At 72.9% G+C, this 21,327-nt stretch carries 19 protein-coding genes; 13 read left to right on the top strand and 6 right to left on the bottom strand.

The annotated features are described in order from the left end of the window. Positions 1-56 precede the first annotated feature (56 nt). From ACFY5B_RS15260 to ACFY5B_RS15220, 9 genes are all read left to right on the top strand, one after another. Positions 57-2,324 carry a molybdopterin oxidoreductase family protein gene (locus ACFY5B_RS15260; protein WP_389969051.1) on the top strand — a complete coding sequence of 756 codons (2,268 nt, stop codon included), beginning with the start codon at positions 57-59 and terminating at the stop codon, positions 2,322-2,324. A 135-nt stretch (positions 2,325-2,459) separates the two neighbouring features. Beyond that, positions 2,460-3,902, top strand: a complete 1,443-nt coding sequence (locus ACFY5B_RS15255) for a CitMHS family transporter (protein WP_389969049.1) — start codon at positions 2,460-2,462, stop codon at positions 3,900-3,902. A 23-nt stretch (positions 3,903-3,925) separates the two neighbouring features. Then, the gene (locus ACFY5B_RS15250; RefSeq protein ID WP_389969047.1) at positions 3,926-5,266 is read left to right on the top strand and encodes an MFS transporter; all 1,341 of its coding nucleotides are present in this window, start codon (positions 3,926-3,928) and stop codon (positions 5,264-5,266) included. A gap of 100 nt (positions 5,267-5,366) precedes the next feature. Continuing rightward, on the top strand, positions 5,367-5,954 hold the full coding sequence (locus ACFY5B_RS15245; RefSeq protein ID WP_389969045.1) for a hypothetical protein: 588 nt from the start codon (positions 5,367-5,369) through the stop codon (positions 5,952-5,954). Positions 5,955-6,756: 802 nt separating this feature from the next. After that, positions 6,757-7,962: a class F sortase gene (locus tag ACFY5B_RS15240; protein WP_389969043.1), complete on the top strand. Its 1,206-nt coding sequence runs from the start codon at positions 6,757-6,759 to the stop codon at positions 7,960-7,962. Between the two features lie 316 nt (positions 7,963-8,278). Further along, complete coding sequence (locus tag ACFY5B_RS15235; RefSeq protein WP_389969041.1) at positions 8,279-9,622, top strand: ABC transporter ATP-binding protein; 1,344 nt, start codon at positions 8,279-8,281, stop codon at positions 9,620-9,622. A 146-nt stretch (positions 9,623-9,768) separates the two neighbouring features. Next, positions 9,769-11,157, top strand: coding sequence for an aldehyde dehydrogenase family protein (locus ACFY5B_RS15230; RefSeq protein WP_389969039.1), 1,389 nt, complete (start codon positions 9,769-9,771; stop codon positions 11,155-11,157). 21 nt (positions 11,158-11,178) lie between these two features. Further along, positions 11,179-12,261 (top strand): Zn-dependent alcohol dehydrogenase, encoded by a 1,083-nt coding sequence (locus ACFY5B_RS15225; protein ID WP_389969037.1) that lies wholly within the window; start codon positions 11,179-11,181, stop codon positions 12,259-12,261. A 190-nt stretch (positions 12,262-12,451) separates the two neighbouring features. Next, positions 12,452-13,831 (top strand): MFS transporter, encoded by a 1,380-nt coding sequence (locus tag ACFY5B_RS15220; protein ID WP_389969035.1) that lies wholly within the window; start codon positions 12,452-12,454, stop codon positions 13,829-13,831. Here the strand turns inward: ACFY5B_RS15220 and ACFY5B_RS15215 are convergent. From ACFY5B_RS15215 to ACFY5B_RS15205, 3 genes are all read right to left on the bottom strand, one after another. Continuing rightward, entirely contained in the window at positions 13,820-14,788 is a 969-nt protein-coding gene (locus ACFY5B_RS15215) for a DMT family transporter (protein WP_389969208.1), read from the bottom strand. The genes ACFY5B_RS15220 and ACFY5B_RS15215 overlap by 12 nt on opposite strands. Positions 14,789-14,996: 208 nt before the next feature. Next, positions 14,997-15,719, bottom strand: coding sequence for an ArsR/SmtB family transcription factor (locus tag ACFY5B_RS15210; RefSeq protein WP_389969033.1), 723 nt, complete (start codon positions 15,717-15,719; stop codon positions 14,997-14,999). 35 nt (positions 15,720-15,754) lie between these two features. Beyond that, entirely contained in the window at positions 15,755-16,405 is a 651-nt protein-coding gene (locus ACFY5B_RS15205) for a TetR/AcrR family transcriptional regulator (RefSeq protein ID WP_189589540.1), read from the bottom strand. 73 nt (positions 16,406-16,478) lie between these two features. Between ACFY5B_RS15205 and ACFY5B_RS15200 the strand changes: the two genes are divergently transcribed. The 3 genes from ACFY5B_RS15200 (at position 16,479) to ACFY5B_RS15190 (ending at position 18,642) form a co-directional block, all read left to right on the top strand. Then, a complete protein-coding gene (locus ACFY5B_RS15200) occupies positions 16,479-17,630 on the top strand; it encodes an acyl-CoA dehydrogenase family protein (RefSeq protein ID WP_389969031.1) in 1,152 nt (383 codons plus the stop codon). A 60-nt stretch (positions 17,631-17,690) separates the two neighbouring features. Beyond that, positions 17,691-17,936, top strand: coding sequence for a YiaA/YiaB family inner membrane protein (locus tag ACFY5B_RS15195; protein WP_104778598.1), 246 nt, complete (start codon positions 17,691-17,693; stop codon positions 17,934-17,936). Between the two features lie 70 nt (positions 17,937-18,006). Beyond that, positions 18,007-18,642 (top strand): TetR/AcrR family transcriptional regulator, encoded by a 636-nt coding sequence (locus ACFY5B_RS15190; RefSeq protein ID WP_389969029.1) that lies wholly within the window; start codon positions 18,007-18,009, stop codon positions 18,640-18,642. Between the two features lie 19 nt (positions 18,643-18,661). Here ACFY5B_RS15190 and ACFY5B_RS15185 read toward each other — a convergent pair whose 3' ends face one another. Continuing rightward, positions 18,662-19,123, bottom strand: a complete 462-nt coding sequence (locus ACFY5B_RS15185; protein WP_104778600.1) for a MaoC family dehydratase — start codon at positions 19,121-19,123, stop codon at positions 18,662-18,664. 110 nt (positions 19,124-19,233) lie between these two features. Here ACFY5B_RS15185 and soxR point away from each other — a divergent pair, with 110 nt between their 5' ends. Then, complete coding sequence (soxR, locus tag ACFY5B_RS15180; RefSeq protein WP_389969027.1) at positions 19,234-19,707, top strand: redox-sensitive transcriptional activator SoxR; 474 nt, start codon at positions 19,234-19,236, stop codon at positions 19,705-19,707. Positions 19,708-19,830: 123 nt separating this feature from the next. Here soxR and ACFY5B_RS15175 read toward each other — a convergent pair whose 3' ends face one another. Together ACFY5B_RS15175 and ACFY5B_RS15170 are read right to left on the bottom strand one after the other, a co-directional pair. Next, positions 19,831-20,547 carry a 3-keto-5-aminohexanoate cleavage protein gene (locus ACFY5B_RS15175; RefSeq protein WP_389969206.1) on the bottom strand — a complete coding sequence of 239 codons (717 nt, stop codon included), beginning with the start codon at positions 20,545-20,547 and terminating at the stop codon, positions 19,831-19,833. A 75-nt stretch (positions 20,548-20,622) separates the two neighbouring features. Further along, positions 20,623-21,225, bottom strand: a complete 603-nt coding sequence (locus ACFY5B_RS15170) for a hypothetical protein (RefSeq protein WP_344462085.1) — start codon at positions 21,223-21,225, stop codon at positions 20,623-20,625. Positions 21,226-21,327: the final 102 nt, after the last annotated feature.

Below are 21,327 nucleotides of genomic sequence, written 5' to 3'. Positions count from 1 at the left end.
GTCGGTATGCTCGCGCGTGTCAGTGCGTCACCGTAGCCGCCGCCCCGGGAGGACCCGTGTCCCGCACCGCCCTGCGTATCTGCCCCCTGTGCGAGGCCACCTGCGGCCTGACCCTCACCATCGAGGGCACGCGCGTCACCCACGCCCGCGGTGACCGCGACGACGTGTTCAGCCGGGGATTCATCTGCCCCAAGGGCGCGTCCTTCGGAGCGGTCGACTCCGACCCCGACCGGCTGCGCACGCCGCTCGTACGCCGGGACGGGGAGTTGTGCGAGGCCACCTGGGAGGAGGCCTTCGACGCGGTCGCCGCCGGCGTCCGGCCCGTCGTGGAGCGCCACGGCCCGAACTCCGTCGGGGTCGTGCTCGGCAACCCCAACGTGCACACCATGGCCGGTGCCCTCTACCCGCCCGTCCTGCTCGCCGGTCTCGGCACCCGCAGCGTCTTCACCGCCTCCACGGTCGACCAGATGCCCAAGCACGTCTCCAGCGGCCTCCTCTTCGGCGACGCGAACGCCATCCCGGTGCCCGACCTCGACCACACCGACCACCTGCTCCTGATCGGCGCCAACCCGCTGGAGTCCAACGGCAGTCTGTGCACCGCCGCCGACTTCCCGGGCAAACTCAAGGCGCTCAAGGCCCGGGGCGGCACCCTCGTCGTGATCGACCCCCGGCGCACCCGCACCGCCAAGCTCGCCGACCGGCACGTCGCCGTCCGGCCCGGCACCGACGCGCTGCTGCTGGCGGCGATGGCCCGGGTGCTCTTCGACGAGGATCTCGTCGAGCCGACGCCGCACGTGCAGGGCGTCGGGGAACTCGCCGCGGAACTGGCGGACTTCACCCCCGAAGCCGTCGCCGAGGCCTGTGACGTCGAGGCCGATGTCATCCGCGCCCTCGCCCGCGACCTGGCCGCCGCCCCGACCGCCGCCGTCTACGGCCGCATCGGCAGCTGCACCGTCCCGCACGGCACCCTCGCCAGCTGGCTCGTCGACGTCCTGAACATCCTCACCGGCAACCTCGACCGGCCCGGCGGTGCCCTCTTCCCGCAGGCCGCCACCGACAAGACGCCGCGCCCCGCCGGACCCGGCCGCGGCTTCGCCCTCGGGTGCTGGCGCTCCCGGGTGAGCGGACACCCCGAAGCCAAGGGCGAGCTGCCCCTGTCGGCCCTCGCGGAGGAGATCGACACCGCCACCGAGGAGGGCGAACCGGTGCGGGCGCTGATCGCCGTGGCCGCCAACCCCGTGCTGTCCGCGCCCGACGGCGACCGGCTCGACAAGGCCCTCGACTCGCTCGACTTCATGGTCAGCGTCGACCCCTACCTCAACGAGACCTCGCGCCACGCCGACGTGGTCCTGCCCCCGCCCCCGCCCTCCCAGAGCCCCCACCACGACTTCGCCTTCAACACCCTCGCCGTGCGCAACCAGGTCCGCTACACCCGCCCGGCGGTCCCCCTGGAGCCCGGCCGCATGGCCGAGACGGAGATCCTGGCCCGGCTGATCCTGGCCGTGACCGGTATGCACGGGGCCGATCCGGCAGCCGTCGACCAGATGGTCATCGACCAGACCCTCGGCAAGGCGGTGAAGGACCCGCACTCGCCCGTATACGACAGCGACCCGCGCGAGCTGGCCGGCCGGCTCACCGGCGACACCGGCCCGGAGCGCCGGCTCGACATGATGCTGCGCCTCGGCCCCTACGGCGACGGCTTCGGCGTACGGGCCGACGGACTCAGCCTGGAGAAACTGCTCGCGCACCCGCACGGCATCGACCTCGGCCCGCTGCGGCCCCGTCTGCCACAGCCCCTGAAGACCCGCAGCGGCCAGGTGGAGCTGCTGCCCGGCCCCATCGCGGACGACCTGCCCCGCCTGCGCGCGGCCCTGGCCGAACGCCCCGAGGGGCTCGTCCTGGTCGGCCGCCGCCATCTGCGGTCCAACAACAGCTGGATGCACAACGTACCCGCCCTCACCGGCGGCTCCAACCGCTGCACCCTGCACCTCCACCCCGAGGACGCCGAGCGGCTGGGCGTCGAGGACGGGGCCGCCGTGCGCGTGAAGGGCGCCGGGGGAGAGGTCGTCGCACCCGCCGAGGTCACCGACACCGTCCGCCGGGGCGTGGTGAGCCTGCCGCACGGCTGGGGTCACGACCGCCCGGGCACCCGCCTCGGCCACGCCTCCAAGGACCCCGGCGTCAACGTCAACCAGCTCCTCGACGGCCGCCTGCTGGACCCACTGTCGGGCAACGCGGTCCTCAACGGAGTGCCGGTCGAGGTGGCCCCCGAGACGGGTCCGGAAGCGTCCGCCGTGACCGAAAAGCTCACCGCTCTGACCTGAGCAAAGCTGTGACCAGCAGTTTTGCGCTTATTGCTCGCACGTCAACGTCTTGTTAACGCTGCTTGAACGCACCTAACGTCTCGGACACCGCCGGCCCTGGTGGGATGTTCAAGGGCGAACGTTAGGTATCCACTCATGCTGACCATCCTCGGCTTCGCCATGATCGCGACCTTCCTGGTCCTGATCATGATGAAGAAGATGTCGCCGATCGCGGCGCTCGTGCTGATTCCCGCGCTGTTCTGCGTGTTCGTCGGCAAGGGCGCCAAGCTCGGTGACTACGTCCTCGACGGCGTGACCGACCTCGCCCCCACCGCGGCGATGCTCATGTTCGCGATCGTCTACTTCGGCGTGATGATCGATGTCGGTCTCTTCGACCCGATCGTCCGCGGCATTCTCAAATTCTGCAAAGCCGACCCGATGCGCATCGTCGTGGGCACCGCCCTGCTCGCCGCGATCGTGTCGTTGGACGGCGACGGCTCGACCACCTTCATGATCACCGTCTCGGCCATGTACCCGCTGTACAAGCGCCTGAAGATGAGCCTGGTCGTGATGACCGGTGTGGCCGCCATGGCCAACGGCGTGATGAACACCCTCCCCTGGGGCGGCCCGACCGCCCGCGCCGCGACCGCGCTGAAGCTCGACGCCAGCGACATCTTCGTCCCGATGATCCCGGCGCTCCTGGTCGGCCTGCTCTTCGTCTTCGTCCTGTCCTACGTGCTCGGCGTGCGCGAGCGCCGGCGGCTCGGCGTGCTGACGCTGGACGAGGTGCTGGAGGAGGAGAAGGAGACCGAGACGGTCCTGGTCGGCTCCGGTGCCCCCGGCGACGGCAAGGTCTCGATGCGCAAGGGCGGCACGGCCGCCGCCGGCTCCGGCACGGACGCCCCCGCAGGTGCCACGGGCTCCGCCGCCTCCGCGGCCTCCGGTGACGAGGACGGTTTCCAGGGCCTCGACCCGAACCGGCCCACCCTGCGCCCCAAGCTCTACTGGTTCAACGCGCTGCTCACGGTCGGCCTGCTCACCGCCATGATCATGGAGTGGCTGCCGATCCCGGTGCTGTTCCTCATCGGTGCCGCGCTCGTCCTCTCCGTGAACTTCCCGCACATCCCCGACCAGAAGGCCCGGCTGGCCGCCCACGCCGACAACGTCCTGAACGTCTCCGGCATGGTCTTCGCCGCCGCCGTCTTCACCGGCGTCCTGCAGGGCACCGGCATGGTCGACCACATGGCCAAGTGGATGGTGGACGTCATCCCCGGCAGCATGGGCCCGCACATGGCCCTCGTCACCGGCATCCTGAGCCTGCCGCTCACCTACTTCATGTCGAACGACGGCTTCTACTTCGGTGTCCTGCCCGTCCTCGCCGAGGCCGGTGCCGCGCACGGCGTCACCCCGCTGGAGATGGCCCGCGCCTCGCTGGTCGGCCAGCCGCTGCACATGTCCAGCCCGCTCGTCCCGGCCGTCTACGTCCTGGTCGGCATGGCCAAGGTCGAGTTCGGCGACCACACCAAGTTCGTCGTGAAGTGGGCCGCCCTCACCTGCCTGGTAATCCTCGGCGCGGGCATGCTGTTCGGGATCATCTGAGCCACTTCATGGAGGACGTCATCGTGAGGCCCGGTGGGAACCGCGGCTGGCTGCTCCGCCTCGTCATCGCCTTCGGCTTCGCGCAGGGGGCGGTCTCGATGGCCCGGCCCGCCGTCTCCTACCGGGCCCTCGCGCTGGGCGCGGACGAGCGCGCCGTCGGTGTCATCGCCGGTGTGTACGCGCTGCTGCCCCTGTTCGCCGCCGTGCCCCTGGGCCGCCGCACCGACCACGGCCGCTGCGCGCCCCTGCTGCCGGTCGGCGTGGTGCTCATAGCCGGCGGCTGCGCCCTCAGCGGCGTGGCCGGTTCCCTGTGGACGATGGCTCTGTGGAGCGGGGTGATGGGACTCGGGCACCTGTGCTTCGTCATCGGCTCGCAGTCCCTGGTCGCCCGCCAGTCCGCGCCGCACGAGCAGGACCGCAACTTCGGCCACTTCACCATCGGCGCCGCCCTCGGCCAGCTGGTCGGCCCGGTCGCCGCGGGCGCGCTGATCGGCGCTGAGGACATGGCGGGCAGCAGCGCGCTCGCCCTGACCGTGGCGGGCGCCACGGCGGCGGTGGCGTTCACCTCGCTGTGGCGCATCGAGGACCGCCGTACGGCGGCCACGTCCCGCGCGGACAAGGGCGACCGGGTACCGGTCCGGGGCATCCTGCGCACCCGGGGGGTGCCGGCGGGCATCTTCATCAGCCTCGCCGTGCTGTCCGCGACCGACATCCTGACCGCCTATCTCCCGGTGGTCGGCGAGCACCGGGGCATCGCGCCGTCCGTGATCGGCGTCCTGCTCAGTCTGCGCGCCGCCGCGACGATCGCCTGCCGCCTGGTGCTGACGCCCCTGCTGCGGCTGCTCGGACGGACCCTGTTGCTGACGGTCACCTGCCTGCTGGCCGCCCTGCTCTGCGCGGGCATCGCCCTGCCGGTGCCGGTGTGGGCGCTCGGGCTGCTGCTGGTCGCGCTGGGCTTCTGCGTCGGGGTCGGCCAGCCGCTGTCCATGACGACGGTCGTCCAGGCCGCCCCCGACGACGCCCGGTCCACCGCCCTGGCCCTGCGCCTGACCGGCAACCGGCTCGGCCAGGTCGCGGCGCCCGCCGCGGCCGGGCTGATCGCCGGAGTCGCGGGTGCGGCGGCGCCGTTCGTGATGCTGGGGGTGCTGTTGCTGCTGTCCTCCGGGGTCGCCGTGCGGTCGCGGCGGGAGCCGGATGAGCGGGGTGAGCGGGGTGAGCCTGTTGAGCCAGGTGAGCCGCGTGAGCCTGGTGACCGGGACGCGGCGGACAGGGCGGATGGGCCGGAGAAGTCGGGGGGCGAGGGCCATGGTGGCCGTAGGGGCCTCGGGCGCGGGGCGCCGCTGCGCCGGAAGAGCGATATCTGACGCGTCGTAGGGCGCTGCTGCGGCCCTTTCGGCGGTCGGGTGACAGAGAGTCAGGTGACGAGGTGTTTGTATGAAAATCATCTGACTTGGAGGCATGTTCATGCCCGTCGTACCCCTCGCGCGTCGCGTCGGCACCCGCACCGCCGTCCTCGCCGCTCTCACCCTCGCAGGGACCACCCTGAGCGGGGTGTCCGCCGTCGCCGCTCCCATTCCGGGGGACAACGGAGACGTCAAGATCCACGCCAGCACGACGGCCGCGGTCAATCAGCGCAACGACCCGAAGGTCTGCGACTTCTACCTCGCCGCGTTCAACTTCGACGCGGGTGAGCAGATCAACTGGACCATCCAGACCCAGCCCGAGGTCCCGGGCGGCGCCACGCGCACGGGCAGCTTCGTGGCCGACCCGACCGGCATGGGCCGTACCGAGGCCGTCGACCTGCCCAACGGGCAGTACAAGCTGACATGGCTCACCGACCAGGCCCACGGCGCGGGCAAGTTCAAGGTGTTCAAGGTCGACTGCCCGACCTCGAAGCCGACGACGCCGGTCGGCGGCCCGCCCGCGGGCGGTGGCGGCATCGCCCGCGGTGAGGCCTTCACGCCGGTCACCGGCGCGGCCGCGGTCGGCCTGGCCGCCGTCGCCGGGACGGTCTGGTTCCGGCTCCGTCGCCGCCCCGATGGCGCCGCGTAGACCGGGTTCCGCGGATGGCTCCGCCCGGCTGGGCCGGGGCGGGGGCCCGCTCGGGCCCGGCACCGGGGCGTCGAGGCGGCGGGGAGGCGGTGCCGGGTCCGACGCCGGGGTGTCGAGGCTGCGGGGAGGCGGTGCCGGGTCCGACGCCGGGGTGTCGAGGCTGCGGGGAGGCGGTGCCGGGTCCGGCACCGGGGTGTCGAGGCTGCGGGGAGGCGGTGCCGGGTCCGACGCCGGGGCGTCGAGGCTGCGGGGAGGCGGTGCTGGGTCCGGCGCCGCCTCGGCGGTTCGGCGTGGAGCTGGTTCCGGTTCCGCCGACGTGCCGTGGGTTGGGCGTGGGGCCGGTTCCGGTTCCGACGTGCCGTCGGGGCGGCGTGGGGGCGGTTCCGGGGCCGGAGCGGCTCCGGGGGGTCGGCGGGGCGCCGCCGGCGGCCTCGGAGCTCTGCCCGGCTCCGGGCCGGCCGGCGCTCCGGTCGTCCGGCGCGGGGGCGGGGCAGGCCCCGCACGAGTGCCGGCGGGGTGGCGCGGGACCGGCCATGACGATGTCCGAGAGGTTCGGCGTGGGGCCGGGCGTGCCGCGACTCCGGTGGACCGGCGTGGTTCCGGGCGTGCCGCGGCTCCGGGCGGGCGGCGTGGTTCCGGGCGTGCCGCGGCCCCGGTGGTACGGCGTGGTTCCGGCTCGGGCACCGGCGCCGCCCCGGCGGGGCGGTACGCGGCACCCGCCGACGTGGCCTGGGGCCGGCCCCGGCGCTCGCGCAGACCCTGGCACCGGACGCGCGCCTACCGGCTGACGCGGACGCTCGTTATGGCAGTCTCGCTGCTGGTGGTGGCCGGGTTCTGCTGGGACCGGGGCGAAGAGCCCGGCGCGACGACGGTCACGGCCTTGCCGCCGGACTTCACCACGGCCGCCCACCCCGGCTCCGGCACGGCCGGCCAGCCGTCGGGCACGGGCCCGGGTACCGGCCCAGGCGAAGGCCCGGGCACGAGTGACCACCCGGTCGGCGCCGGCACGGGCAAGGCCGCCCTGCCAGGTACCTCCCCTTCGGACATGGCCGCCTCGCCGGGCACCTCCGGCACGGGCGAGACCGCCCTCCCGGGCACCTCCCCCATGGACAAGACCGCCCTGCCGGGCACCTCCGGCTCGGGCAAGACCGCCGTGCCCGGAGCCCCCGGCGCCGCTGCCGCCCCGGCCGGCCCCGCCCCCGCCAACCCCAGCCCCCGTCTCCGCACCGGCCCGGCCGAGGCCCCCGCATCCGCCACGACACCGGCTCGCACCCCCGGTTCCCGCACTCCCGGCGCCACCCATCCCGGGGCCCGCGCCCCCGGCCCGACCCATCCCGGGGCCCGTGCCCCCGGCCCCACCCGTCCCGGGGCCCGTGCCCCAGGCCCCGCCACCCCCGAGGTCCGCGCCCAAGGCGCCGGCGCCCCAGGGGCCCGGGGAGCCAAGCCCGCCGCGCCCGCGAGCCGGCCCGCGGCCGCCATCCCGCGTCCCGCCCCCAAGCCCGCCGCCCCCGCCGTCCGGAAGCCCCGCCCGCCGGCCGGCCTCCGCCCCCTGCCGCGTTCCCGGGCCACTCGTCTCCTCATCCCCTACCTCGACGTGGACGCCCCGGTCATGGACCTCGGCCTCGACCGCGACCGCCGCCTCACCGCCCCGCCGGACGACGATCCCAAGCTCGTCGGCTGGTACCGGCACGGCGCCTCGCCCGGCGAGCAGGGCACCGCCGTGGCCGTCGGCCATCTGGACACGGACAGGGGGCCCGCCGTCTTCGCGGGGCTGACCGAGCTGAAGCGGGGTCGGATCATCAAGGCCCGGCGCGCCGACGGGCGGATCGCCCTCTACACGGTCGACAAGATCAAGTCGTACGAGAAGGCGCGCTTCCCGAGCCAGGAGGTGTACGGCGCCCGGGGCCGCCCGGAGCTGCGGCTGATCACCTGCGGCGGCACCTACGACCGCAGGAAGGGCTACTCCGGGAACCTCGTCGTCTTCGCCCATCTCACCGGCATCCGCTGACCCGGCCCGTTCCCGCCCGACGACCGGATCGGGCACGTCCGCCTTCTCGCCAGGTGGACCCAAGACCCCGGCCCGCCCGAGGGCCGGCTCGGGCCGTCCGCCTTCTCACCAGGTGGACCCAGGACCCCGGTCCGCCCGACGGCCGGCTCGGGCCGTCCGCCTTCTCACCAGATGGACCGAAGCCCCCGATCTCGCCCGATGTCTTCCCCTGGCCGCACACATTCCGTTAACTTCCGTGACCCACAGCCCCGTACGACCCGCACGGGGCTTCCGGCCGCGGAGCACCATCGCCCTGATGACCCCTCGGGGGCCCCACATGACACGCGCCATCTCCCTGCACGACGTGAGCAAGGCCTACCCGCGGGGCCCCCGCGTGGTGGACCGGTTGACGCTGGACATCACGCCCGGCGAGTTCCTCGTGCTGCTCGGCCCGTCCGGCTGCGGCAAGTCGACCGTGCTCCGAATGATCGCCGGGCTGGAGGAGATCGACGAGGGCCGGCTGCTGCTCGACGGCCAGTACGCCAACGACCTGCCCCCGTCCGGCCGTGACATGGCGATGGTCTTCCAGAACTTCGCCCTCTACCCGAACATGACCACCCGCGACAACATCGGCTTCCCGCTGCGCATCGAGTCCCCGGGCGTGGATCATCGCCCCCGGGTGGACGCCACCGCCCGCATGCTCGGCATCGAGGACCTCCTCGACCGCCTGCCCGGGCAGCTGTCCGGCGGTGAGCGCCAGCGGGTCGCGATGGGCCGGGCCATCTCCCGCCACCCCTCCGCCTTCCTGATGGACGAGCCACTGTCCAACCTCGACGCCAAGCTCCGCACCCATCTGCGGGCCGAGATCTCCCGGCTCACTCAAGAGCTGGGCGTCACCACGATCTACGTCACCCACGACCAGGCCGAGGCCATGTCGCTCGGTGACCGGGTCGCGGTGCTGCGCGGCGGTGTGCTGCAGCAGGTCGACCGGCCCCGCGTGGTCTACGCGCTGCCCAGCAACGTCTTCGTGGCCGCGTTCATCGGCACTCCGCGCATCAACCTGCTGCGCGGCCTGGTGCGCGCTCCGCTCGACGGGGCGATGACCATCAGCCTGGGCAAGCAGTTCCTGCGCCTGCCGGAGCCGCTCTCCCTCGACCATCAGCTGCTGCGCGTCCAGCAGGGCCGAGAGATCATCGTCGGCCTGCGCTCGGAGGCCGTCCGGATCGCCAACCACAGCGCTGCCCGCCCCGGCGAGGTGCCGATCACCGGCCTGGTCGAGCACGTGGAGTTCCAGGGGCACGAGATCCTCGTCCACTTCAACACCGGCTCCAGCCCGGCCGTCGTCCCCGACCTGGAGGCCCCGCGCCCCCGCCCCGGCCGCCCCGCCCGGCGGCGCCGCGACGGCTCGGTCCTCACGCGGCTGCGGGAGCGGTCCGGAGCCGTACGGGCCGGACGGGCCGGACCCGTGATCGCCCTGGACCACCCCGAGGACTCACAGGGGACCACGACCGCCGACGCCCGCCTGCCCGGCGACCTCATCGTCCGCACCACCCCGGACCTGGCCCTGCGCCACGGCATGCAGGTGCCGCTCCTCGTGGACCTCGCCCACCTCTTCGTCTTCGACCGGCACGGCGACCGCATCTGCCCGCATCCGGCGCGGCTGCCCGACCTGGGGGAGTGAGGAGCCGCACCTTCGGAAGGGACCCGCGCCGTGCTGTGATGGCCCCGCGGCATCCGGGTCCCGGCACCCCGGGACGTCTGGCGTCGGAAAACTATCGCCGCTAGTTTATGTGTCGGACGACGACGCCCCGCCCCGGAGGAAGCGCGATGAAGGCACACGACGGCATGTACATCGACGGCGCCTGGCGCCCCGCCGCCGGCCAGGACGTGATCGAGGTGGTGAACCCGGTCGACGGGCAGGTCATCGGCACCGTCCCCGCGGGCACGGCCGAAGACGTCGACACCGCCGTACGGGCCGCCCGCGCCGCCCTCCCCGGCTGGGCCGCGACCCCGCCCGCCGAGCGAGCGGCACGCCTGGCCGCCCTCCGGGACGAACTCGTGGCCCGCGCAGACGAGATCGCCGAGACCGTCACGGCCGAACTCGGCTCGCCCCTGAAGTTCTCGCAGGCCGTCCACGCGGGCGTGCCGATCGCGGTGGCGGGCTCGTACGCCGAGCTGGCGGCGACGTACGCCTTCGAGGAGAAGACCGGCAACTCGGTCGTGCACCACGAGCCGGTCGGTGTCGTGGCCGCGATCACGCCCTGGAACTATCCGCTGCACCAGATCGTCGCCAAGGTCGCCCCGGCCCTCGCGGCGGGCTGCACGATCGTGGTGAAGCCCGCCGAGGACACCCCGCTGGTGGCCCGGCTCTTCGCGGACGCCGTGCACGAGGCGGGCATCCCGGCGGGCGTCTTCAACCTGGTGACCGGTCTCGGCCCGGTCGCCGGCCAGGCCCTCGCCGAGCACCCCGGTGTCGACCTCGTCTCCTTCACCGGCTCCACCGCCGTCGGCCGGCAGATCGCCGCGATCGCCGCCGGGCAGGTCAAGAAGGTCGCCCTCGAACTGGGCGGCAAGTCCGCCAACGTCATCCTCCCGAGCGCCGACCTGGCCAAGGCGGTCAACGTCGGGGTCGCCAACGTCATGTCCAACTCCGGGCAGACGTGCAGCGCCTGGACCCGGATGCTGGTCCACCGCGACCGCTACGACGAGGCCGTCGAGCTCGCCGCTGCGGCCGCCGCCAAGTACGGCGACCGGATCGGCCCGGTCGTCAACGTAAAGCAGCAGGACCGGGTGCGCGGCTACATCGAGAAGGGCGTGGCGGAAGGCGCCCGGCTCGTCGCCGGCGGCCCGGAAGCACCCCGCGAACAGGGATACTTCGTCGCCCCCACCGTCTTCGCGGACGTCACCCCGGACATGACCATCGCGCAGGAGGAGATCTTCGGCCCGGTCCTGTCGATCCTGAAGTACGAGGACGAGGAGGACGCCCTGCGCATCGCCAACGGCACGGTGTACGGGCTGGCCGGCGCCGTCTGGGCCGGTGACGAGGCCGAGGCGGTGGCCTTCGCGCGCCGGATGGAGACCGGCCAGGTCGACATCAACGGCGGCCGCTTCAACCCGCTCGCCCCCTTCGGCGGCTACAAGCAGTCCGGCGTGGGCCGCGAACTCGGCGTGCACGGCCTGGCCGAGTACCTCCAGACCAAGTCCCTTCAGTTCTAGCCCAGGGGAGTCCCTTCCGTCATGGCTGTCCGCGCCGCCGTTCTGCCCGCCGTCGGCTCCCCGCTGGAGATCACCGGCATCGACCTGCCCGACCCCGGCCCCGGCCAGGTCCGGGTCCGGCTCGCAGCCGCCGGGGTCTGCCACTCCGACCTGTCCCTGTCCGACGGCACCATGCGCGTGCCCGTCCCGGCCGTCCTCGGGCACGAGGGCGCCGGTACGGTCGTCGCCGTCGGAGAGGGGGTCGGCCACGTCTCGCCCGGCGACGGCGTCGTCCTCAACTGGGCCCCGTCCTGCGGCGCCTGTCACGCCTGCTCGCTCGGCGAGGTGTGGCTGTGCGCCAACGCCCTCAGCGGCGCCGCCGACGTCTACGCCCGCACCACCGAGGGCACCGACCTCCACCCCGGCCTGAACGTCGCCGCGTTCGCCGAGGAGACGGTCGTCTCCGCGTCCTGCGTGCTGCCCGTCCCGGACGGTGTCCCGCTCACCGACGCGGCCCTGCTCGGCTGCGCCGTCCTCACCGGCTACGGCGCCGTCCACCACGCGGCCCGGGTCCGGCAGGGCGAGACCGTCGCGGTGTTCGGCGTCGGGGGAGTGGGCCTCGCCGCCCTCCAGGCCGCCCGGATCGCGGGCGCCTCGAAGATCGTCGCGGTGGACGTGTCCGCCGGGAAGGAGGAACTGGCCAGGACGGCCGGCGCCACCGACTACGTGGTCGCCTCCGACACCACCGCCCGCGAGATCCGCGGCCTCACCGGCAAGCAGGGCGTCGACGTCGCCGTGGAGTGCGCGGGCCGCGCGGTCAGCATCCGCACGGCCTGGGACTCCACCCGCCGCGGCGGCCGCACCACGGTCGTCGGTATCGGCGGCAAGGACCAGCAGGTCACCTTCAACGCCCTGGAGATCTTCCACTGGGGCCGCACCCTCTCCGGCTGTGTCTACGGCAACTCCGACCCGGCCCAGGACCTCCCGGTCCTGGCCGAGCACATCCGGGCGGGCCGCCTCGACCTGAGCGCGCTGGTCACGGAACGCATCTCCCTGGACGGCATTCCGGCGGCCTTCGAGAACATGCTGGCGGGCAAGGGCGGCCGGGCCCTGGTCGTCTTCTAGCCCGGCTCCGGCACACCCCGGCCTCCGGCGAGGCCGGGGTCTTCGGCATGTCCAGGCCCTCGGTCCGTGCCAAGTACAGGCAAAACTCCTGGTGCCCGACCCGTTGACGTCCATACCGTCCGGTCAGTACGTTCCCCGGAACTCGAGCCACCCCCCGTTCCGTCCCCAGCACCCCCGGAGCGTGCACCGCATGGACACGGCACCTTCCGCTCAGCCCGTCACCACCACGCCCGCCGTCGGCAACCGACGCCGGGTGGCCACCGCGGCGGCGCTCGCCTCGGCCGTCGAGTGGTACGACTACTTCGTCTTCGGCATCGCCGCCGCCCTCGTGCTCGGCGACCTCTACTTCCCCGCCGGCAGCACCACGGCAGGCGTTCTCGCCTCGTTCGCGACCTTCGCCGTCGGCTTCCTCGCCCGGCCCATCGGCGGCATCGTCGCCGGCCACCTCGGCGACAAGCGCGGACGCAAGCCGATGCTCGTCCTCGCTCTCACCCTGATGGGCGTGTCCACGACCGCCATCGGCCTGCTGCCGACGTACGACACGATCGGCGTGGCCGCCCCGATCCTGCTCGTCCTGCTCCGGGTCGCGCAGGGCGTCGCCGTCGGCGCCCAGTGGGGCGGCGCGATGCTCCTGGCCACCGAGTACGCCCCGGAGGGCAAGCGCGGTGTCTACGGCAGTGTCGTCCAGCTCGGCGTCCCCATCGGCGTGGTCACCGCCAACACGGTGTTCCTGCTGGCCGGCGCGCTCACCAGCGACTCGGCTTTCGCCGCCTGGGGCTGGCGCGTGCCGTTCCTGGTCGGCCTGCTCGTGCTCGGCCTCGCCTGGTACATCCACACCCGCGTCGAGGAGACCCCGGCGTTCCGGGAGGCCGAGCGGGCGCTCGCCGAGAAGGAGAAGTCCGAGCAGAGCTCACCGCTGCGCACCATCCTGCGCGGCCACCTGGGCACGGTGTTCCTGGCCGGCGGCTCCTTCACCGTGAACACCGCCACCTTCTACATCCTCATCACGGGCGTCCTCGACTACACGACCCGTGAACTGGACATGAAGAAGGGCCCGGTGCTCATGGTCTCGCTCTGCGTCAGCCTCACCCAGCTCGTGCTGATCCCGGCCGCCGCAGCCCTCTCCGACCGTGTGGGCCGCATCCGCATCTACGCCTTCGGAGCGGCCGGCATCGCCCTGTGGGCCGTGCCGCTCTTCCTGCTGATCGACACCGGTTCGCTGCTGTGGCTCGCGGTCGGCACGTTCGTCGCGAGCTGCTTCCTGAGCATCATGTACGGCCCCCAGGCCGCCCTGTTCGCCGAGCTGTTCACGCCCGAGATGCGCTACACCGGCGCCTCCCTGGGCTACCAGATCGCGGCCGTGGCGGGCGGCGGGCTCGCGCCCTTCATGATGGTGCTGCTGCTGGAGGCGACCGGCACGTCGATGGCCGTGTCCGGCTACATCGTGGTGCTCTCGGTGATCGCCCTGGTGTCGATCAAGATCCTCGCGGCCCGGGCGCGCGACGCCGAAGCGCAGAACGCGCCGGAGGCTAAGGCCCAGCCGGAGACGCAGGCCGAGTCAGCGGGCTGAGTCCGGGGCCTCCTCGGGCAGTGGCTCCGGAACCGCTCCCGGAGCCACCGCCCGGGCCGCCGCGCGCGACCGCGACCGGGACACCGCCACGCCCGCCAGGCACAGCACACCGCCGACCAGCGTGAACAGCCCCGGCACCTCGCCGAGGAACAGCCAGGACATCAGCACGACCAGTGCGGGCGCCGCGTACGTCGTCGCGCCCATCCGGCTCGCGGTCGTCCGGGACAGGGCGTACGCCCAGGTCGTGAAGGCGAGGGCGGTCGGGAAGACGCCCAGGTACACCATGTTGAGCGTCGCGGTGGCGGGCGCCGCGGCGGCCTCGTGCACGAGCTGCCCGGCGAACGGCAGGCACAGCACCGCGCCGACCAGGCACCCGAACGTCGTCACCTGCAACGGGCTCGCCGTGCCCAGCGCCGGCTTCTGCGCCACGACACCGGCGGCGTACGTGATCGCCGCCAGCAGGCACAGCACCACCCCGAGCACCGAGGAACCGCCCTCGCCCGACATCGACAGACCCACCGTCACCGCACCGGCGAACGACACGGCCATCCCGGCCAGCAGCCGCGGCGGCATCGGGTCGCCGAGCAGCCGGGCACCGAGCAGCGCGATGAGGATCGGCCCGGTGTTCACGACCAGTGCGGCCGTTCCCGCGTCGACCTGCTGCTCGCCCCAGTTCAGCACGACCATGTAGCAGCCGAACCACAGCACGCCCGATATCGCGATCCCGCGCCAGGCCGAGCGCGGCGGCAGCCCCTCCCGCCGCAGCAGCAGGATCACCCCCAGCGTCAGCGCCCCGGCCAGCAACCGTCCGAGCGCCAGCGCGCCCGGTGAATACGCGTCACCCGCGCTGCGGATCGAGACGAAGGCGGAGGCCCACAGCACGACGGTCACCGCGGCCGCACCGGCGGCCCACAGCTCCGCGCGGCGCGCGGGACGGGACGGGGAGGTGTTCGACATCATGCTCCAGAGGCTAGGAGGGGGAGGCGCCCGAAAGCTCGCGGATTTCGGACGGGGCACCGCGCGCGGTGGAGGCACCATGCGCGATCGGAGGGGCGCCGGGCCGGACAGGGGGCCGTGCGGTCGGAGGGGCGCCGTGCGGTCGGAGGGGGTGCCGTGCGGTCGGAGGGGGGGCCGTGCCGAGTCGGCCCGGGCGCGCCGTGCGCGGCTACCGCAGCGCCGCCGCCTGTACGCCCAGCAGGTCGGAGAAGGCCCGTTCACCGGCCGCCGTCACCTTCACCGCCCGCTCGGAGCCGATGCGCACGCACCACCCCGCGTCCAGAGCGTGCCGGCACAGCGCGGCGCCCGCCACGCCCGCCAGATGGGGGCGGCGCTCGGTCCAGTCCAGACATCCCCGGGCCAACGGCCGCCGGCCCCGGCGTTCGAGGCCGATCCCGGCCGACGCGAACCACGCCAGCCCCGCGTCGGTGAGCGCGAACCCCGTTTCCTGCTCCAGCAGGCCGCGTGCCGCCAGCGCGTCGGTGACCACGATGCCGAGCCGCCCGGCCAGGTGGTCGTAGCAGGTGCGGCCCCGGGCCATCGCCGAGCCGGCGCTCGACTCCCGCAGAGTGCGCGGCCGTACGGTCGTGCCCGGCGCGACCTGCGCGGCCAGGTCCTCCAGCAGCTGCGCGACCCGCGCGTCGGCCAGCCGGACGTACCGGTGCCTGCCCTGCCGCTCCTCGGCGAGCAGCCCGCCTCCGACGAGCCGCCCCAGGTGCTCGCTCAGCGTCGAGGCGGCGACTCCAGCGTGCCGCGCCAGCTCACTCGCGGTCCAGGCCCGCCCGTCGAGCAGCGCCAGCAGACACGCGGCCCGGGTCTCGTCCGCGAACAGCGCGGCGAGCCGTGCCAGGGCCTTCGCCCGCGGATCCCTCGTGGTCATGCCTTCCAGCATGGAACACGGACGGTTCGGCCGTCACCGAAGCGTCGCTACGCCGTGCGCCGCACCTGCTCGTACTGCCGCGCCAGTCCGTCCAGCAGAGCCGTCAGCCCGGTCTCGAAGGCCCTCTCGTCGATCTTCTCCTGCTGCTCGGCGAGGAGGTGGGCCTGCTGGAGATGGGGGTAGTCGGCGGGGTCGTAGGCGCTCGCGTCGTCCACGAAACCCCCGGCGAAGGAGCCGAGGGCGGAGCCCATCACGAAGTACCGCATCAGCGCGCCGATGGACGTGGCCTGCGCCGGCGGCCAGCCCGCGGCGACCATGGCGCCGTAGACGGCGTCCGCGAGGCGCAGTCCGGCCGGGCGGCGGCCGGGGCCGCGGGCCAGCACCGGGACGATGTTCGGGTGGTCGCGCAGGGCGGCCCGGTACGAGACGGCCCAGTCGTGCAGCGCGGTCCGCCAGTCCCGGCCGTCCTGGAACATCGACAGGTCCACCTGGCCGCTCACCGAGTCGGCGACCGCCTCCAGGATCTCGTCCTTGGTGCGGAAGTGGTTGTACAGCGAGGGCCCGCTGACCCCCAGTTCGGCGGCGAGCCGCCGAGTGGAGACGGCCGCCAGACCCTCCGCGTCCACGAGCGCGCGGGCCGTCTCGACGATCCGGTCGGTGCTGAGCAAGGGCTTGCGCGGTCGGGCCATGGCGCACATAGTAGGGCTGCACCAGGAAACTAGCAGTGCTAATTTAAATCTACACTTACGGCCTTCAGTGGGGTGACCTGTGGTGAATCTGGAGCTCAGCGAAGAGCAGGGCGCGGTCCGTCAGCTCGCGCGGGACTTCGTGGAGCGCGAGATCACCCCGCACGTCGTCGCCTGGGACCGGGCCGAAGAGGTCGACCGGGGCATCGTCGAGAAGCTCGGCGAGGTCGGCTTCCTCGGCCTGACGATCGACGAGGAGTACGGCGGCTCCGGTGGCGACCACCTCGCGTACTGCCTGGTCACGGAGGAGCTGGGCCGGGGCGACTCCTCGGTGCGCGGCATCGTCTCGGTCTCCCTCGGGCTGGTCGCCAAGACCGTCGCCGCCTTCGGCAGCGAGGAGCAGAAGCGGCGCTGGCTGCCGGGTCTGACCTCCGGCTCGGCGGTCGGCTGCTTCGGCCTCACCGAACCGGGCACGGGCTCGGACGCGGGCTCTCTCGCGACCCGGGCGGTGCGGGACGGCGACGACTACGTCCTCGACGGCACCAAGATGTTCATCACCAACGGCACCTGGGCCGACGTCGTCCTGCTCTTCGCCCGCTCCACGGACGCCCCCGGCCACAAGGGCGTCTCCGCCTTCCTGGTCCCCACCAGCACCCCCGGCCTGACCCGCCGTACGATCCACGGCAAGCTCGGGCTGCGCGGCCAGGCCACCGCCGAACTCGTCCTGGAGGACGTGCGCGTACCCGCCTCAGCCCTGCTCGGGGAGGAGGGCAAGGGCTTCTCGATCGCCATGTCGGCTCTCGCCAAGGGCCGGATGTCCGTCGCCGCGGGCTGCGTCGGGATAGCCCAGGCCGCCCTCGACGCGGCCGTGCGCTACGCGGGGGAGCGGGAGCAGTTCGGCAGGACCATCGCCCACCACCAGCTCGTCCAGGAGCTGCTCAGCGACATCGCCCTGGACGTCGACGCCGCCCGGCTGCTGACCTGGCGGGTCGCCGACCTGATCGACCGGGGGCAGCCGTTCGCCGTGGAGTCGTCCAAGGCCAAGCTGTTCGCCTCGGAGGCCGCCGTCCGCGCCGCGAACAACGCGCTCCAGGTCTTCGGCGGCTACGGCTACATCGACGAGTACCCGGTGGGCAAGCTGCTGCGGGACGCCCGGGTGATGACCCTCTACGAGGGCACGAGCCAGATCCAGAAGCTGGTCATCGGGCGGGCACTGACGGGCGTCTCGGCGTTCTGAGTACGTGTCTGAGTACCTTGGCGGATGTGGCGTGGGCCACGTCCGCCGATGCTTTCCCCCATGAGTGACACACCGGGCAAGCAGCAGAACACGGCCGCCTTCTACGGCCAGGCCGTCGCCTCCTTCGCCGTCGCCATGGCGGCCACGGCCATCGGCATCTATCAGTTGAGCGCCGACGCCTGGGTGCGGGCCTTCCTCGCCATCGCCGTTCTGTACCTGGTCACGTCGTCCTTCACCCTGGCCAAGGTGATCCGGGACCGGCAGGAGGGGGCTGCTCCCTCGTACACCCCCTTCGAAAAGCGCTGAGCGGCCACACTAAGCGCTCGCTCACCTTCGGCGGTATGGTGTTGCTCCTGCCAGTGGAGAGGGGCGAGCGATGAGTACGGCGGAGGAGACGGCCGACGGCGAGGCGCAGGCGTGGGGCGAGGTCACGCCCGACGCGGCGCGGCGGCTGCTGGTCGCCGCGGTGGAGGCCTTCGCCGAGCGTGGCTACCACGCCACGACGACCCGCGACATCGCGGGCCGCGCCGGGATGAGCCCGGCCGCGCTCTACATCCACTACAAGACCAAGGAAGAACTGCTGCACCGCATCAGCAGGATCGGGCACGAGAAGGCCCTGGAGATCCTGCAGGTGGCGTCCCGGCGGGAGGGCACCCCCACCGAGCGGCTCGCCGACGCGGTCAGCTCCTTCGTGCGCTGGCACGCGGGCGGCCGTACCACCGCCCGCGTCGTGCAGTACGAACTCGAATCGCTGGGCCCCGACGCCCGCGCCGAGATCCTCGCGCTGCGCCGCCAGGTCGACGGCGAGGTGCGCGGGATCATCGAGGAGGGCGTGCGGTCGGGCGAGTTCGACGTCGTCGACGTGCACGGCACGACGCTGGCCGTGCTGTCCCTCTGCATCGACGTGGCACGGTGGTTCAACGTCGACGGGCCCCGGACGCCGGAGGAGGTCGGCGAGCTGTACGCCGACCTCGTGCTGCGGATGGTCGGAGCTCAGGGCCCGACGGCCTGAGGGGTGCCGGGCCCCGGCCTCAGAAGTAGTAGCGCGCCACCGACTCCGCGACGCAGACCGGCTTGTCGCCGCCCTCGCGCTCCACGCTGAAGGCGACGGCCACCTGGACGCCGCCGGGCACCTCGTCGACGCCGCTGATCGTCGCGGTGGCGCGCAGCCGGGAGCCCACGGGGACCGGGGCGGGGAAACGCACCTTGTTCGTGCCGTAGTTGACGCCCATCTTCACGCCCTCGACGGCGATCAGCTGCGGTCCGAAGAGGGGCAGCAGGGACAGGGTCAGGTAGCCGTGCGCGATGGTGGTGCCGAACGGGCCCGCGGCGGCCTTCTCCGCGTCGACGTGGATCCACTGGTGGTCACCGGTGGCCTCCGCGAAGAGGTCGATCCGCTTCTGGTCGATGTCGAGCCAGTCGGTGTATCCCAGTTGTTCGCCCACCGCCGACTTCAGGTCGTCGACGGACGTGAAGATCCTCGGCTCTGCCATGTCTTCCAGGCCTCTCGTGTGCGGGGAGTCTGCGCGCTCATATTGCTAAGCGACTGCTTAGCATGGTCGGCCTCGATGGCTGTGTCAACGGACTCGGTAGGGTTCGCGGGGTGCCTCAGATTCCAGAGAAGATTCACGAGCTCACGGTCGGCCAGCTCGCGGCGCGCAGCGGCGCCGCCGTCTCCGCCCTGCACTTCTACGAGTCCAAGGGTCTGATCAGCAGCCGCCGCACCTCGGGCAACCAGCGCCGCTACTCCCGTGACACGCTGCGCCGGGTCGCGTTCATCAGGGCCGCGCAGCGGGTCGGTATTCCTCTGGCGACGATTCGCGAGGCGCTCGCGGAACTCCCCGAGGAGCGCACGCCCACCCGGGAGGACTGGGCGCACCTCTCCGAAGCGTGGCGCACCGAACTGGAAGAACGCATCAAGCAGCTGAACCGCCTGAGGGATCATCTCGCCGACTGCATCGGCTGCGGCTGTCTCTCCCTCGACACCTGCGTTCTGTCCAACCCGGACGACGTGTTCGGTGAACGGCGCGCGGGCTCCCGGCTGATGGTGGAACGGGACCGTCAAGGGCAGAGCTGAGCGGGGGCGCACCCGGCTGCGGGCGTCCGTGCCTGGTCGAAGGCGCACCCGGCTGCGGGTGTTTGTGCCTGGTCGAAGGCGCACCCGGCTGCGGGTGTTTGTGCCTGGTCGAAGCAGGTCACCTCACGGCCGCCCGTACTCCACCAGCCCCAGTGCGACCAACTCCGCATTGGACCGCGCCCGCACCCCGTCGGGCCGCACCAGCACATCCTCCAGCCCGACCCTGGTCGCCAGCCCCAACCGCCCCGCGAGCCGCAGCACCGGCCACGCACCCCCGTCCTCCCCGTGCAGCAGCACAGGACGGCCGTGCGCGGAGCCCAAGTCGGACAGCAGCCCTTGTGCCGAAGCAGCCGCGCTCACCGGGTCCGGGTCCGTCACCTCCGCCAGAACCCGCAGCACCCTCGGTCCGAGCGGCGAGGCCGCGAACCGCTCCGCCCCGTCCGTGCCGGACCAGATGCCGGCCTCCACGCCCACCCCGAGCTCCATGAGCAGCGCGGCCGTCTCCTCCGCCCCCGGCTCGTGCCAGTTGACCGAGGCGTGGTCGGGCAGCACGGTCCAGCCGCGTATCCGCTCCAGGCGGGCGGCAGGGTCGGGCTCCGCCCACGCGCCCGTGGTCACGCCCACCGGCACAGGCACTCGCGCCCGGATCGCCGACAGCGTCATCGCGAGCACCCGCGGCGACAACGTGTCGCGTCCACAAGGCGTCTTGGGATGGACGTGGAGGTCCGTCGCCCCGGCGGCCACGGCTCCGGCTGCCGAGTCGGCCATCGACTCGGGTGTCAGCGGCACGGCCACACCGTCAGCTGCCGTCCGCGAACCGTTCAGGCACCCCTGCATCATGCCGTCGATGGTGCCAGTCACCACCGACAGTGGGGGTGCGGCATCCCCGGCGCACCCCCCGCGCACCCGCATCCGTCAAGCCGACACCAACAACCTCGTCCGCCTGGCGTAGGCCAGGGCCTCCGGCGTGAGCACGGGACGCGGCACCAGGATTCCGCAGTCCGCGCAGACCGGACCGGACGAGGGCTCGTGGTCCAGGTCGTACCTCCAGAAGAGCCGCTCGCCGCCGCACACCGGGCACGCCGAGCCCGGCTCGCGCTCCAGCGCGGCGATCAGCCGGCGCAGCACCTCGGCCAGCGGTTCACGGGGATGGACCGCGGGGTCGTCGCACCACGCCACGCCGAAACCGCCCCAGGTCAGCCGATGCCAGTCGTCCACACTGCCCGGCCTGCGCAGTCCGTCGTGCTTCTCCTTCTTGCGGCGCTCGGCGAACTCGACCTCGTAGGCCAGCCAGACCGCCCGCGCCTCCTCCAGTTCGTCCAGTGCGGCCACGAGCCGCACCGGATCGGGGGAGCGGTCCTCGGGACCGAACCCCGCCCGGGAGCAGAGATGGTCCCAGGTCGCCCTGTGCCCGTAAGGGGCGAACCTCTCAAGGCACTTACGCAGCGAATAGCGCCGCAGGGCCAGATCGCACCGCGGATCGCGGACCTGTCTCGCCAGACTCCGGAAACCGGCCATCGTCCTGCACCTCCGTCACACCTGCACCTGTAATCCGGTCACTTCGGCGTCGTCGTAAGGACGTCGCCGAATAGACGTATCGACAAGCGAATCGGCTCCATC

The sequence above is a fragment of the Streptomyces sp. NPDC013187 genome, assembly GCF_042899705.1.
GTDB classification, from domain to species: Bacteria; Actinomycetota; Actinomycetes; order Streptomycetales; family Streptomycetaceae; genus Streptomyces; species Streptomyces hawaiiensis_A.
The sequence above is the reverse complement of the archived record's forward strand: the minus strand, read 5'-3'. Positions and strand labels throughout refer to the sequence as shown.